Origin of the sequence: Actinoplanes flavus, from assembly GCF_017592555.1 — a bacterium.
Lineage (GTDB): Bacteria > Actinomycetota > Actinomycetes > Mycobacteriales > Micromonosporaceae > Actinoplanes > Actinoplanes flavus.
In genome coordinates this window covers 298,636-312,599 of sequence record NZ_JAGFNS010000003.1, presented here as the reverse complement: position 1 = coordinate 312,599, position 13,964 = coordinate 298,636, and the positions used below count along the sequence as shown (strand labels likewise).

The window sequence follows — 13,964 nt, the reverse complement described above, 5'->3', positions numbered from 1 at the left end:
GTGTCTGACTCGTTCGTGCACCTTCACGTGCACACAGAGTATTCAATGCTCGACGGGGCGGCCCGGATCAAGGAACTCCTCGCGGAGGCGAAGCGGCTCGGCATGCCGGCCGCGGCGATCACCGACCACGGCAACATGCACGGGGCGTATGACTTCTACAAGCAGGCCAAAGACGCCGGTGTGACGCCGGTCATCGGTGTCGAGGCCTATGTCGCGCCGGAGTCCCGGCTGGACAAGAAGCGCATCAAGTGGGGCCGTCCCGAGCAGAAGTCGGACGACGTCTCCGGTAACGGTGCGTATACGCATATGACCATGTGGGCGCGCAACGCGGTCGGTCTGAAGAACCTCTTCCGGCTCAACTCGCGGGCCTCCATCGAGGGCCAGCTCGGCAAGTACCCGCGGATGGACTTCGACATCATCGCGGAGCACGCCGAGGGCATCATGGGCACCACCGGCTGCCCGTCCGGCATCGTGCAGACCCGGCTGCGGCTCGGCCATTTCGACGAGGCGCTCAAGTCCGCCGCGCGCTACCAGGAGGCGCTCGGCAAGGACTACTACTTCCTCGAGATCATGGACCACGGGCTGTCGATCGAGAAGCGGGTCCGGGACGGCCTGCTGGAGATCGGCCGGAAGCTCAACATCCCGCCGCTGGTCACCAACGACTCCCACTACACCCACGAGGCGCAGGCCGCCGCGCACGACGTGCTGCTCTGCGTGCAGACCGGCAGCAACGTCGCCGACCCCAACCGGTTCCGGTTCGACGGCTCCGGCTACTTCGTGAAGTCGCCCGACCAGATGCGCGCCGTCGACTCGTCCGAGGCCTGGCAGGAGGGCTGCCGCAACACCCTGCTGGTGGCCGAGAAGGTGGACATCGACGGGATGTTCACGTTCAAGAACCTGATGCCCCGGTTCCCCATCCCGGACGGGTTCACCGAGCCGGAGTACTTCCGCCACGTCGCCTTCGAGGGCCTCCGGGGGCGGTTCCCCGGCGGCATCCCCGAGTCGCACGTCAAGCAGGCGGAGTACGAACTCGGCGTCATCATCGAGATGGGCTTCCCGGCGTACTTCCTCGTCGTCGCCGACTTCATCCAGTGGGCGAAGAACAACGGCATCGCGGTCGGCCCGGGCCGTGGCTCGGCGGCGGGCTCCCTGATCGCGTACGCGATGGGCATCACCGACCTCGACCCGATCCCGCACGGCCTGATCTTCGAGCGGTTCCTCAACCCCGAGCGCATCTCGATGCCCGATGTCGACATCGACTTCGACGAGCGCCGGCGCGGCGAGGTCATCCGGTATGTGACGGAGAAGTGGGGCGAGGACAAGGTCGCGCAGATCGCCACCTTCGGCACGATCAAGGCGAAGGCCGCGATCAAGGACTCGGCCCGGGTGCTGGGCTACCCGTTCGCGGTCGGCGACAAGATCACCAAGGCGATGCCGCCGGACGTCATGGGCAAGGGCATCACCCTCGGCGGCATCTTCAACAAGGACGACAAGCGGTACAACGAGGCCGGTGAGGTCCGCGGGCTCTACGAGACCGACCCGGACGTCAAGAAGGTCATCGACACCGCGCAGGGCATCGAGGGCCTGATCCGGCAGACCGGTGTGCACGCCGCCGGCGTCATCATGAGCGCCGAGCCGATCATCGACCACATCCCGCTGTCCCGCCGGGACGCCGACGGGGCGATCATCACGCAGTTCGACTACCCGACCTGCGAGACGCTCGGCCTGCTGAAGATGGACTTCCTCGGCCTGCGGAACCTCACGATCATCGACGACGCCAACAAGAACATCGAGCTCAACCACGGCCAGAAACTCGATCTGCTGGGTCTGCAACTGGACGACCCGAAGGCGTACGAGCTGCTCGCCCGCGGTGACACGCTGGGCGTGTTCCAGCTCGACGGCGGCCCGATGCGGTCCCTGCTGCGGCTGATGAAGCCGGACAACTTCGAGGACATCTCCGCCGTCCTGGCCCTCTACCGGCCCGGCCCGATGGGTGTCGACTCGCACACCAACTACGCGCTCCGCAAGAACAAGCTCCAGGAGATCACCCCGATCCACCCGGAGCTGGAGGAGCCGCTGCGGGAGATCCTGGAGCCCACCTACGGCCTGATCGTCTACCAGGAGCAGGTGCAGCGCGCCGCGCAGATCCTGGCCGGCTACAGCCTCGGCCAGGCCGACCTGCTCCGCCGGGCCATGGGTAAGAAGAAGAAGGAGATCCTCGACAAGGAGTTCGGTCCCTTCCGGGACGGGTGCCGCGAGCACGGCTACTCCGACGAGGCGATCCAGGCCGTGTGGGACGTCCTGGTCCCGTTCGCCGGCTACGCGTTCAACAAGGCGCACTCCGCGGCATACGGGCTGGTCTCCTACTGGACGGCCTACCTCAAGGCGCACTACCCGGCCGAGTACATGGCCGGTCTGCTGACCAGCGTCGGCGACGACAAGGACAAGATGGCCATGTACCTGGCGGAGTGCCGCCGCATGGGCATCCAGGTCCTGCCGCCGGACGTCAACCAGTCCGCCGGGCCGTTCACCCCGGTCGGCACCGACATCCGGTTCGGTCTCGGCGCGGTCCGCAACGTCGGCGCCAACGTGGTCGAGGCGATCGTCCGCTGCCGCAAGGAGAAGGGCGAGTACGGCGACTTCTACGACTTCCTGTCCAAGGTCGACGCGGTGGCCTGCAACAAGCGGACCATCGAGTCCCTGATCAAGGCCGGCGCCTTCGACTCGATGGGGCACAGCCGCAAGAGCCTGCTCGCCGTGCACGCCGAGGCCATCGACGCCTACGCCGACGTCAAGCGCAACGAGGCGGCCGGGCAGTTCGACCTGTTCGGCGCGTTCGGCGACGACGCCGGCGCCGGTGGGTCGGCCGCGGTCACCATGCCCCCGATCGGCGACAGCGAGTGGGACAAGCGGGACAAGCTGGCCTTCGAGCGGGAGATGCTGGGGCTGTATGTCTCCGACCACCCGCTCGCCGGGCTCGAGGTCCTGCTGCAGAACTCGGCGGACACCAGCATCGCGGCGCTCAACGAGGAGGGCTCGGTCCCGGACGGCCAGGTCGTCACGCTCGCCGGCATCCTCACCGGAGTCCAGCGGCGGATCACCAAGCAGGGCCGGTCATGGGCGTCGGCCACGCTGGAGGACCTGGCCGGTGGCGTCGAGGCGCTGTTCTTCCCGAACACGTACGAGCTGGTCGGCCAGTACATCGCCGAGGACGCCATCGTGGTGGTCAAGGGCCGGATCGAACGCCGTGACGGCGCCGCCCGGATCATGGCGATGGACATGTCGATCCCGGACATCACCCACAACCCGGACACCAAGCCGGTCACCCTGACGATGCCGATCACCCGGTGCACGCCACCGCTGGTCGACGAACTCAAGGAGATCCTGGTGAGCCACCCGGGCGACACCGAGGTGCACGTCCATCTCCAGAACGGCAGCCGGACCACGATCATGCGGCTGGGCGGGGTGCGGGTCGCGGCGACGCCGGCCCTGCGCGCCGACCTCAAGATGATCCTCGGTCCGTCGGCCGTCGCCTGACCGTGCCGGCTGATCTGGAAGGATCGCAAGGTGTACCCGAGTGAACAGCCGGCCGGGCCGTCCCGACCATCCACACCGGAGGCCGAGTCGCGGCCCGTCGCGGCCTGGCAGCAGATGTGGCGGCTGAACGAGGGCAGCCGGCGCCCGTGGCGGCGGTCGCTGGCCGTCGCGGCCGGCGCCGCCGGGACGATCGCGGTGCTCGGGGTGCTCCTCGGGCTGCTCTGGGCGTGGCTCACCCCCACCGTTCCGGTGGTCCTCACCGGCGCCGGGAAGGCGCAGGCCTACGACATGTCCGAGCGGTACGTCGCGGCCGACGGCTGGATGACCCTGCTCGGGCTGGGCTTCGGGGTGCTCGTCACGCTCGCGGCGTGGCTGATCCTGCGGCGGGACCGGGGTCCGTACCTCCTCGGCGGGGTGGTCGTCGGCACCCTGGTGGCTGGCCACTGGGTGGCGCCCTCGGTCGGCGAGCTGCTCGGGCGCGGCGCGTACGAGGAGTGGAAGGCGACCGCGCAGCTCGGCGCGACCTACCTCGCGCCGCCGGAGGTGCAGTCGCTCGGGCCGACCCTGATCCCGGCCTTCGTGGCGGCGATCCTGCTCACCCTGCTGGCCGGGTGGTCCAACGACCCCGACCTGGACCATCCGGGCGCGCAGCCCGGGTGGGGGCCGAACCACGCCTACGAGCCGCCCTCTGTGGACGGCCACGACGCCGCGGCGCCCGGGTACGAACTGGTGGCCGATCCCGAATCGGCGGCGGCCAACGGCACCGCGCCGGGCGAACGGATCACCGACGGCGGCGAGCATCCCCACCGGGAGCCGCACCCTCCCGCCTGACCGGATCCATCACGGCCGGCCCTGAGAGCCGCCTCACGCGGCGTGGACGGCCGGCCCTGAGGGCTGTTTCACGCGCCGTGTGACGGCTCTGGGCCGGCTGGATTCTGCGGGTGGCTCATAGGGCTGTTCGGGGGCGGGGACAGCTTTGAGGCCAGCCGACCACTCACGCCCGGCGGGCGCGGCACGGTCGGTACCCGGCAAGGGCTCGCGGGTCTGGTACGGCGGGTTGGCGTAGCCCGTACAAGAGAGGTCAGTTGGGGCTTGCCGGCCGGGCCAGGTCGGAGAGTGGGACCGGGACGGCCCGGACCCGCGCCAGCAGACCGGCCTCGCGGTTGAGTATGCGCAGCTCGGCGCGCAGGCGGCTGGCGGTGTCCGGCATCGCCAGCAGCATCTGGCGCTCGTCGACGGTGAGCTGGGCGGTGGCGGCGACCAGGTGGGAGAGGACGGTCGCGTCGTCGGGCACCTGCTCGAGGGTCTCGCTGTTGGGGCGCAGCAACTCGAGGTACGCGCGGAACGCGGTGAGCACCCGCGGGGCCAGCAGCGTGGCGGTGTCGCTCGGCTGCTCCTCGTCGGGGAGCCAGCGGACGTGGGCGGTCAGATAGGGTTCGGCGCCCTGCTCGACGCTGAGGACGGTGAACCGGCGGCGGCCGACGGTCATGATGTCGAAGCGGCCGTCCGGAAGCTCGGTGACGTGGCGTAGCTCGGCGGTGCAGCCGACCTCGTAGACGTCGGTGGCGGTGACCGGCGTCTGGGGGGAGTCGCCGTCCTCGGCGACCTCGCTGCCGTGGCGGAGGGTGACCACGCCGAACTCGTGCGGTGTCTCCTCCGACGCGGCCACCAGCTCGCGCACGAGGGTGCGGTATCGCTCCTCGAAGATGTGCAGGGGCAAGACCAGACCGGGGAAGAGCACCGTGCTCAGCGGGAAGACCGGCAGCCGATCGCTCACGCGTTCAGCCTAGTCCCCGCCCGACCATGGTCAACCCGCCGCGGCGTGCGGGTGTCTCAACGCCTGGGCCTGGGGAGTCGCCGCGGGAAACCCCGTTGGGTGGCCGCCTAGACTGGGTGACGTGCTGAATCGGATCGACCTGCGCGGCTCCCGCCGTGACCCGCGCGGTCTGCTGCCCCGTGCCCAGCTCGACGTCTCCGTGGCCGTCGAGAGGATTCGCCCGCTCGTCGAGGCGGTCCATGAGCATGGTTTCAGCGCGATCCGGGAGGCGACCGAGCGGTTCGACGGCGTCACCCTGGAGCGCCTGCGGGTGCCGGCCGAGGCGATCGCCGCGGCCGCCGAGACGCTCGACCCGGAGGTGCGGGCCGCGCTCGTCGAGGTGATCCGGCGGACCCGGAAGGTGCACGCCGACCAGCGCCGCGCCGACGTCACGACCCAGGTGGTGGACGGCGGCACGGTGACCGAGCGCTGGCTGCCGGTGCGCCGGGTGGGCCTCTACGTGCCGGGCGGTCTGGCCGTCTACCCGTCGACCGTGGTGATGAACGTGGTGCCCGCCCAGGAGGCCGGCGTCGAGGGCCTGGTGGTGACGTCGCCGCCGCAGGCCGCCAACAACGGCCTGCCCGACGCGCGGGTGCTGGCCGCGTGCGCGCTGCTCGGCGTCACCGAGGTCTACGCCGTCGGCGGCGCGCAGGCGATCGCGATGCTGGGCTACGGCTCCGACGGGGTTGACGAGGGCGACCGCTGTGCGCCGGTCGACGTGATCACCGGGCCGGGCAACATCTGGGTGACCGCGGCGAAGCGGCTGCTCCAGGGCACCGTCGGCATCGACGCGGAGGCCGGCCCCACCGAGATCGCCATCCTGGCCGACGACACGGCCGACCCGCGGCACGTCGCGGCCGACCTGATCAGCCAGGCCGAGCACGACCCGCTGGCCGCTTCGGTCCTCGTCACCCCGTCGCCGGAGCTGGCCGACGCGGTCGAGATCGAGCTGGAGAAGCAGGTGGCGGCCACCAGGCACCAGGAGCGGGTGCGCACGTCGCTGACCGGCGAGCAGTCCGGTGTGGTGCTGGTCGACGACCTGGAGCAGGGCCTGCGGGTGGTCGACGAGTACGCGGCGGAGCACCTGGAGATCCAGACGAGGGACGCGCGCGAGTGGGCCATGCGGGTCCGGAACGCCGGCGCGATCTTCGTGGGGGCGTATGCGCCGGTGTCGCTGGGCGACTACGCGGCCGGGTCCAACCACGTGCTGCCGACCGCCGGGTGCGCGCGGCACTCGTCGGGGCTGTCGGTGCAGTCGTTCCTGCGGGGCATCCACGTCGTGGAGTACACCGAGGAGGCCCTGCGCGACGTGGCCGGGCACGTCGTCGCCCTGGCCAACGCCGAGGACCTGCCCGCCCACGGTGACGCGGTGACGGCGAGGTTCGCGAAGTGACGACCATCGACGATCTGCCGATCCGGGACGATCTGCGGGGCACGTCGCCGTACGGCGCCCCCCAGCTCGACGTCGCGGTGCAGTTGAACACGAACGAGAACTCGTACCCGGTGCCGGACGACGTGGTCGAGGCGATCGGCAAGGCCGTGCAGGCCGAGCTGCGTGACCTCAACCGCTACCCGGACCGGGACGCGATCGCCCTGCGCAACGAGCTGGCCGGCTATCTGGGCCACGGCCTGACCACGGCGAACGTGTGGGCCGCGAACGGGTCGAACGAGGTGCAGCAGCAGCTGCTCCAGGCCTTCGGCGGCCCGGGGCGCAGCGCGCTCGGCTTCGGGCCGTCCTATTCGATGCACCCGCTGCTGGCACAGGGCACCGGCACCCGGTGGATCGGGGCGCTGCGCGACCCGGACTTCGGCCTGCGCCCGGAAGCGGCGGTCGCCGAGATCGAGAAGCACGACCCGGATCTGGTGTTCGTCTGCTCGCCGAACAACCCGACCGGCACCGCGCTCGACCCGGCCGTGATCGACGCGGTGCTGGGCGCGGCCCGCGGCATGGTGATCGTCGACGAGGCGTACACCGAGTTCTCCCGGCCCGGCACGGCGAGCGCACTGACCCTGCTGCCGCACCACCCGCGCCTGGTGGTGAGCCGGACGATGAGCAAGGCGTTCGGGTTCGCCGGCGGGCGGCTGGGCTATCTGGCCGCCGACCCGGCCGTGGTCGACGCCGTGCAGCTGGTGCGCCTGCCCTACCACCTGTCGGCGATCAGCCAGGCGGCCGCGCGGGCCGCCGTGGTGCACCGGGCGTCGCTGCTGGCCACCGTGGAGGCCATCAAGGAGCAGCGCGACCGGATCGTGTCGGTCCTGCGGGCCCGGGGGGTGAAGGTGGCCGACTCGGACGCCAACTTCGTGCTCTTCGCCGTCTCCGCCGATCAGAAGGCCGACTGGCAGGCCTTCCTGGACCGGGGCGTGCTGATCCGGGACGTCGGCCTGGCCGGGTGGCTGCGGGTCACCGCCGGCACCGAATCCGAGACCACCGCTTTCCTGAACGCCGCCGAGGAGATCCTTTCGTGAGCCGGACTGCCCGTATCGACCGTGTGACCAACGAGACCAAGGTGCTGATCGAGATCGACCTCGACGGCACCGGCAAGGGCGACCTGAACACCGGGGTCGGCTTCTACGACCACATGCTCAACCAGCTCGCCAAGCACGGCGGGTTCGACCTCACGGTCCGCTGCGAGGGCGACCTGGAGATCGACTCGCACCACACCATGGAGGACACCGCCATCGCCCTCGGCGAGGCGTTCGCCAAGGCGCTCGGCGACAAACGGGGCATCCGGCGGTACGGATCGGCCACCATCCCGATGGACGAGGTGCTGGTCCGGGCCGCCGTGGACCTGTCCGGCCGGCCCTACGTGGTGCACGACGAGCCGCTGCTCACGCCGTACATCGGGCCGGTCTACGCGACCAGCATGACGCGGCACATCTTCGAGGCGTTCGGCCACGCCGCCAAGGTGACCCTGCACGTGGACGTGCTCCGCGCCTGCCGTCCGGGCGGCCACCCGGACGCGCACCACGTCGTGGAGGCCCAGTTCAAGGCGTTCTCCCGGGCGCTGCGGGAGGCCGTCGAGATCGACCCCCGCAACGCCGGCTCGCTGCCCTCCACCAAGGGGGTGCTGTGATCTCGCTGGTGCTGTTCGCGCTCGCCGGGATCCTGATCGGCGGCGTGATCCAGCTGGTCAAGTCGGGGGCGACCCGGTTCAGCATCGGGATCACCGCGGTGCTGGCGGTGCTCGCGGTCGCCGGCGGGTTCGCCTGGTGGCCCTCGGGGGAGGCGTGATGGCGAAGAGTGTGGTCGTCCTCGACTACGGCTCGGGGAACCTGCGGTCGGCGGAGCGGGCGGTCGCCCGTACCGGGGTGGACGTGACGGTCACCGGCGACCTGGCGGCCGCCGCCGAGGCGGACGGTCTCGTGGTGCCCGGCGTGGGGGCCTATGCCGCCTGCATGGCCGGGATCGAGGCGCTGAACGCCCGGCCGGTGATCGCCGAGCGGGTGGCGGCCGGAAAACCGGTGCTGGGCATCTGCGTCGGCATGCAGATCCTCTTCGAGTCGGGGGTGGAGCACGGCGTCGAGACCAAGGGGCTGGGCCTACTGCCCGGTTCGGTCACGAAGCTGTCCGCGCAGCGGATCCCGCACATGGGCTGGAACACGGTCGACGTCGCGGAGGGCTCACGGCTGCTGGACGGCCTTCCGGCGGGGGCACGGTTCTACTTCGTCCATTCGTACGCCGCTCAAGATCTTGATCTGTTGAGCGATGCCCGGGTGACCACCGCGTCGCATGATCGGCCGTTCGTGGCCGTGGTGGAGGCGGGCGCGCTCAGCGCCGCCCAGTTCCACCCGGAGAAGTCGGCCGACTCCGGTTACCTGCTGCTGAGCAACTGGGTCGCGACGCTTTGAGCAAGGAACGTGCCCGGCGCCGGGCCGAGCGGCTCGCCGTTCAGGAGCGGGAGAAGGCGGTCCGTGCCCGCCGGGTGGCCCGCCGGGAGCGGCGCCGCACCTTTCTGAAGAGTCTGAAACCGAGGTTCGGCCGGGACGGGCGGCTGTATCACCGCAGCCGCCGGCAGCGGATCGGCATCGTGGTCGTCACGCTGCTGGCCGTCGCCGCCGTCTGGACGCTCATCCCGGACCTGCCACTGCGCATCATCCTCACCGCCATGCTCGTTCTCGCCGTGCCGGCCCTCGTCGTCGTGGTGCTCGGCCGCCGGTCTTAGCTTTCGTCAGGAGAAACATGACCCTCCAACTGCTGCCCGCCGTCGACGTCGCCGACGGCCAGGCCGTCCGCCTGGTGCAGGGCGCCGCCGGCTCGGAGACCGCCTACGGTGACCCGCTCGAAGCCGCGCTGGCCTGGCAGAACGACGGCGCCGAGTGGATCCACCTGGTCGACCTGGACGCGGCGTTCGGCCGTGGCTCCAACGCCGGCCTGCTCGCCGACGTGGTGCGCCGCCTCGACGTCAAGGTGGAGCTGTCCGGCGGCATCCGCGACGACGCGTCGCTGACCCGGGCGCTGGCCACCGGCGCCCAGCGGGTCAACATCGGCACCGCCGCGCTGGAGGACCCGGAGTGGTGCGACCGGATCTGCGGCGAGTACGGCGACCGCGTGGCGATCGGCCTGGACGTGCGCGGGCGGACCCTGTCGGCGCGCGGCTGGACCCGGGACGGCGGCGACCTGTACGAGGTGCTGGCCCGGCTGGACAAGGCGGGCGCGTCCCGGTACGTCGTCACCGACATCACCAAGGACGGCACCATGCGCGGCCCGAACCTGGATCTGCTGCGCGAGGTGTGTGCCGCCACCGACAAGCCGGTCATCGCCAGTGGCGGCGTCTCCACCCTGGACGACCTGCGGGCGCTGGCCACCCTGGAGCCGGTCGGGGTGGAGGGGGTCATCGCGGGCAAGGCGCTCTATGCGGGCGCGTTCACCGTACGAGAAGCTCTTGCCGTTCTCGGTTGATCTTCCAAGCTTCACGTAGTGCCTGTTCGGCGGCCCGGATGGCGGGCCGGGCCGCTGAGGAGTCCCGCCAGGCGAGAACCACGCGGCGGGTAGGTGTCTGATTTATTCGGACGATTCGGACGTCTTCCGGCAGGGAAGAGCGTGCCAGCCGTGGGATGAGGCCGACTCCGAGCCCGGCGGCGATCAGCGTCAACTGCGTCTCGAACTCGCCCACCTGGAAATCCGGCACCACTCCGGGTAATCGCCGGATCAGGTACTCGTAGCAGACGTCGCCCGCCCGGACGCCGATCCAGCGCTCGTGACGAGCTTCCTCCACATCGATGGTCCCGGCCAGGCGATGATCACGCGGCACGACCAGGTCGGCGTGATCCTCCCCGAGTGTGATCTTCGAGACCCCGTCCGGGTAGCGCAGCGCCACCTCCGGCCAGTCGTCCAGCACCGCGAGGTCGACGTGGCCGCGGCGCAGCAGGTCGAGCCCCTCGTGCGGATTCACCTCGATCAGCCCGGTGGTCAACTGCGGATGATCGGTGGCCAGACGGCGCAGGGCGTGCGGCATGAGCGCCCGGCAGGCGGTCGCGAAGGCCGTCATGGTGAGCCGCCCGGTGACCGTGTCGCGGTGCGCGGCGAGCGCCGTCTCCGCCTCGTCCAGGCTGGTCAGCACACGCTCGGCGTGATCGGCGAGGACCCGGCCGGCCTCGGTGAGCCGCAGCCGCCGCCCGTCCTTCTCGACCAGTGTGGCGCCGGTCTCCCGCTCCAGCTTGGCGAGTTGCTGGGAGACCGCCGACGGGGTGCAGTGCAGCGCGTGGCCGGCGGCGAGAACCGTGCCGTAGCTGGCCACCGCGTGCAGCGCCCGGAGCCTCCCCACGTCAATCATGTAGCGATGCTACATCGACGGTGTAGCTTATTTTGCTGGTGCTTAACGTTCCGGCCGGGTGAGGCTGGGCCTCATGAGACCGCGTGACCTCGCCCTCGCCGTCGCCGTGGCGGCCGTCTGGGGATTCAACTTCGTCGCCATCGACGCCGGGCTGGAGCACTTCCCGCCGCTGCTCTTCTCCGCCCTGCGCTTCGGCCTGGCCGCCTTCCCGGCGCTGCTGCTGGTCGGCCGCCCGCAGGTGCCGTGGCGCTGGCTCGTCACGGTCGCCCTGGTCCTCGGCGTGGTCAAGTTCAGCCTGCTCTTCATCGGGATGCACGCCGGGATGCCGGCCGGCCTCAGCTCGCTGGTCCTGCAGAGCCAGGCGATCTTCACGATGCTCTTCGCCACGCTGTTCCTGCGGGAGCGCCCGCGCCCGGTGCAGCTCGCCGGGCTGGCGGTGGCGCTCGCCGGAGTCGCCGTGGTGGCCACCCGGATGACCGCCAACCTGCCCGCCTTCCTGCTCGTCATCGGCGCGGCCGCGGCCTGGGGCGTGTCCAACGTCGCCACCCGCAAAGCGTCCCCGCCGGACACGCTGCGCTTCATGGTCTGGGTGAGCGCCCTGGCCACCGGCCCGCTGATCATCCTCACCCTGCTGGTCGACGGCCCGGCCGCCGACCTGGCCGCGCTGCGTGCCGTCGACACCGAGGCGGTGCTGGCGGTGCTCTACATCGCACTGATCTCCACCCTGGGCGGGTTCGCCGGCTGGGGCTACCTGATGCGGCGGTACGGCGCCTCGACCGTGGCCCCGTTCTCCATGCTCGTCCCGTTCTTCGGCATCGCCTCGGCCGCGCTGTTCCTCGGCGAGCGGATCCACGGCACCGACGTCGCCGGTGGCGCGCTGGTGGTCAGCGGCGTGCTTGTGGGACTGGTCAGGTCCCGCCCGGCGCGGAAACCGGAGATGGTTAGGGTGGTGGCATGACGGTCGCGGTACGAGTGATCCCCTGCCTGGACGTGGACGCCGGCCGGGTGGTGAAGGGTGTCAACTTCGTCGACCTGCGTGACGCCGGCGACCCGGTCGAGCTGGCCGCCGCCTACGACGCGGCCGGCGCCGACGAGCTGACCTTCCTCGACGTGACCGCCTCCTCCGACGACCGGGGCACCATGCTCGACGTGGTCCGGCGCACCGCCGAGACGGTCTTCATCCCGCTCACCGTGGGCGGCGGCGTCCGCTCCCCGGAGAATGTGGACGTGCTGCTGCGCGCCGGCGCCGACAAGGTCGGGGTCAACACGGCGGCCATCGCCCGTCCCGCGCTCATCTCCGAGATCGCCGAGCGGTTCGGCAACCAGGTGCTGGTGCTGTCGCTGGACGTGCGCCGTTCCGGCGGGCAGCCGAGCGGCTGGGAGGTCACCACGCACGGCGGCCGCCGCAGCGCCGGGCTCGACGCGATCGAGTGGGCCGCGCGGGTGGCCGAGCTGGGCGCCGGGGAGATCCTGCTCAACTCGATGGACGCCGACGGCACCAAGGCCGGCTTCGACCTGGAGCTGATCCGGGCGGTCCGGAAGGTGGTGGACATCCCGGTGATCGCCAGCGGCGGGGCCGGGGCGGTCGAGCACTTCCCGCCGGCCGTCGAGGCGGGCGCCGACGCGGTGCTCGCGGCGAGTGTCTTCCACTTCGGCGACCTCAGCATCGGCGAGGTCAAGGACAGCCTGCGGGCGGCCGGCAACCCGGTCCGCTAGCTAGCGGCCGTCGGCCAGCCGGAGGCTGTACTCCCGGACGGCCGCGTTGTAGGCCTGCTCGTCCAGCGTCCACTCGGTCCAGCCGGGCCGGGCCGCGCGGTTGAGCTGCGCGTGCAACGTCATCACGGCCGACGACAGGCCGCTGAACGGCCGGGTCCGCCAGAGCTGCTCACCGGCCGGGGCGATCTCGAACACGTCGTCGTCCACGGTGATCAGCCCGGCCCCGGCCAGGCGGCGGATCGACTCCTCGAGATCCTCGCGGGTGGGCACGCTGTGGTGCAGGAAATCCGCCGCGGCCAGCAGGTCGGCCAGCGTCGCCCCGGTCACCGGCAGCGCCGCGTGCAGTGCCCGGTCACGCTCGAGGCGCTCGGCGATGACCGCGGCGACGAAGATCCAAGCGTCGTTCCAGTTCCAGTCACCGGCCCCCATGCCGCAATGATGCCGTGCCGTCGGCGTACCCGGAAGCGAATGTGTCCGGAAGATCACTGCCGGCCGGTCGCCGGGCGGTCAGCAACGGCAGGAACAGGTGCACCAGCGGGCCGATCGCCAGCGCGTACGCGATCGTGCCCACCCCGACCGTCCCACCCAACAGGAAACCGGCGCCCAGCACGGTCAGTTCGATCCCGGTACGGACCACCCGCAGCGACACCCGCGGGAACCGCCCGGCCAGCCCCGTCATCAGCCCGTCGCGCGGCCCCGGCCCCATCCGGCTGCCGATGTAGAGGCCGGTCGCGAACCCGTTCAACAGGATCCCGCCGACCAGATAGCCGACCCGGCCCGGCATCGTGGCGGCGGACGGCAGCAGCGCGAGGGCCGCGTCCGCCGCGAAGCCGACCACGACCAGATTGGCCACCGTGCCGAACCCGGGCCGCTGCCGCAGCGGGATCCACAGCAGCAGCACCGGGATGCCGGTCAGCAGCACCACCCAGCCGAAACTGATCCCGGTGACCTCGGAGACCCCCTGGTGGAAGACGTCCCACGGGTTGAGGCCGAGGCCCGACTCCACCATGAGGGCCATGCTGGCGCCGTAGAGGACGAGACCGGCGAACAGTTGTGGCACACGGCGCAGCAGGCTCATGACAGCCACTCTTCATGCCAATCGCCCGGTGCTAAAGTGCCAA

The 13,964-nt window shown here is 71.0% G+C and carries 15 protein-coding genes; 11 read left to right on the top strand and 4 right to left on the bottom strand.

Annotation, left to right across the window (positions count from 1 at the left end; translation table 11 throughout):
• The gene (gene dnaE / locus J5X75_RS06715) at positions 1 to 3,537 is read left to right on the top strand and encodes a DNA polymerase III subunit alpha (RefSeq protein ID WP_208466398.1); all 3,537 of its coding nucleotides are present in this window, start codon (positions 1 to 3) and stop codon (positions 3,535 to 3,537) included.
• Positions 3,538 to 3,567: 30 nt separating this feature from the next.
• On the top strand, positions 3,568 to 4,368 hold the full coding sequence (locus J5X75_RS06710) for a DUF2567 domain-containing protein (protein ID WP_307797957.1): 801 nt from the start codon (positions 3,568 to 3,570) through the stop codon (positions 4,366 to 4,368).
• Positions 4,369 to 4,618: 250 nt separating this feature from the next.
• Here the strand turns inward: J5X75_RS06710 and J5X75_RS06705 are convergent, their stop codons facing one another.
• Positions 4,619 to 5,314 (bottom strand): LON peptidase substrate-binding domain-containing protein, encoded by a 696-nt coding sequence (locus J5X75_RS06705; RefSeq protein WP_208466397.1) that lies wholly within the window; start codon positions 5,312 to 5,314, stop codon positions 4,619 to 4,621.
• A 121-nt stretch (positions 5,315 to 5,435) separates the two neighbouring features.
• Here J5X75_RS06705 and hisD point away from each other — a divergent pair, with 121 nt between their 5' ends.
• From hisD to priA, 7 genes are read left to right on the top strand one after another with little or no spacing between them, the layout of a single operon-like run.
• On the top strand, positions 5,436 to 6,746 hold the full coding sequence (hisD, locus tag J5X75_RS06700; RefSeq protein WP_208466396.1) for a histidinol dehydrogenase: 1,311 nt from the start codon (positions 5,436 to 5,438) through the stop codon (positions 6,744 to 6,746).
• Positions 6,743 to 7,819, top strand: coding sequence for a histidinol-phosphate transaminase (locus J5X75_RS06695; protein WP_208466395.1), 1,077 nt, complete (start codon positions 6,743 to 6,745; stop codon positions 7,817 to 7,819). The genes hisD and J5X75_RS06695 overlap by 4 nt, the downstream gene beginning before the upstream one ends.
• The gene (gene hisB, locus J5X75_RS06690) at positions 7,816 to 8,427 is read left to right on the top strand and encodes an imidazoleglycerol-phosphate dehydratase HisB (RefSeq protein ID WP_183217445.1); all 612 of its coding nucleotides are present in this window, start codon (positions 7,816 to 7,818) and stop codon (positions 8,425 to 8,427) included. Before J5X75_RS06695 ends, hisB begins: the two co-directional genes overlap by 4 nt.
• The gene (locus J5X75_RS06685; protein WP_183217447.1) at positions 8,424 to 8,585 is read left to right on the top strand and encodes a CG2302 family histidine operon protein; all 162 of its coding nucleotides are present in this window, start codon (positions 8,424 to 8,426) and stop codon (positions 8,583 to 8,585) included. The genes hisB and J5X75_RS06685 overlap by 4 nt, the downstream gene beginning before the upstream one ends.
• Positions 8,585 to 9,202, top strand: a complete 618-nt coding sequence (hisH, locus tag J5X75_RS06680) for an imidazole glycerol phosphate synthase subunit HisH (protein ID WP_208466394.1) — start codon at positions 8,585 to 8,587, stop codon at positions 9,200 to 9,202. Before J5X75_RS06685 ends, hisH begins: the two co-directional genes overlap by 1 nt.
• Positions 9,199 to 9,516 carry a hypothetical protein gene (locus tag J5X75_RS06675; protein WP_208466393.1) on the top strand — a complete coding sequence of 106 codons (318 nt, stop codon included), beginning with the start codon at positions 9,199 to 9,201 and terminating at the stop codon, positions 9,514 to 9,516. The genes hisH and J5X75_RS06675 overlap by 4 nt, the downstream gene beginning before the upstream one ends.
• Positions 9,517 to 9,533: 17 nt before the next feature.
• Positions 9,534 to 10,253: a bifunctional 1-(5-phosphoribosyl)-5-((5-phosphoribosylamino)methylideneamino)imidazole-4-carboxamide isomerase/phosphoribosylanthranilate isomerase PriA gene (priA, locus tag J5X75_RS06670; protein WP_208466392.1), complete on the top strand. Its 720-nt coding sequence runs from the start codon at positions 9,534 to 9,536 to the stop codon at positions 10,251 to 10,253.
• Here the strand turns inward: priA and J5X75_RS06665 are convergent.
• Entirely contained in the window at positions 10,219 to 11,127 is a 909-nt protein-coding gene (locus J5X75_RS06665; RefSeq protein ID WP_208466391.1) for a LysR family transcriptional regulator, read from the bottom strand. The genes priA and J5X75_RS06665 overlap by 35 nt on opposite strands.
• A gap of 73 nt (positions 11,128 to 11,200) precedes the next feature.
• Between J5X75_RS06665 and J5X75_RS06660 the strand changes: the two genes are divergently transcribed.
• On the top strand, positions 11,201 to 12,085 hold the full coding sequence (locus J5X75_RS06660) for an EamA family transporter (protein WP_208466390.1): 885 nt from the start codon (positions 11,201 to 11,203) through the stop codon (positions 12,083 to 12,085).
• Positions 12,082 to 12,843 carry an imidazole glycerol phosphate synthase subunit HisF gene (hisF, locus tag J5X75_RS06655; RefSeq protein WP_208466389.1) on the top strand — a complete coding sequence of 254 codons (762 nt, stop codon included), beginning with the start codon at positions 12,082 to 12,084 and terminating at the stop codon, positions 12,841 to 12,843. The genes J5X75_RS06660 and hisF overlap by 4 nt, the downstream gene beginning before the upstream one ends.
• On the opposite strand, the gene J5X75_RS06650 is transcribed toward hisF, so the two are convergent.
• Complete coding sequence (locus tag J5X75_RS06650; protein WP_208466388.1) at positions 12,844 to 13,272, bottom strand: hypothetical protein; 429 nt, start codon at positions 13,270 to 13,272, stop codon at positions 12,844 to 12,846. It abuts the gene before it with no gap.
• Positions 13,259 to 13,921 carry a membrane protein YczE gene (gene yczE / locus J5X75_RS06645; RefSeq protein WP_238487404.1) on the bottom strand — a complete coding sequence of 221 codons (663 nt, stop codon included), beginning with the start codon at positions 13,919 to 13,921 and terminating at the stop codon, positions 13,259 to 13,261. Before yczE ends, J5X75_RS06650 begins: the two co-directional genes overlap by 14 nt.
• Positions 13,922 to 13,964: the final 43 nt, after the last annotated feature.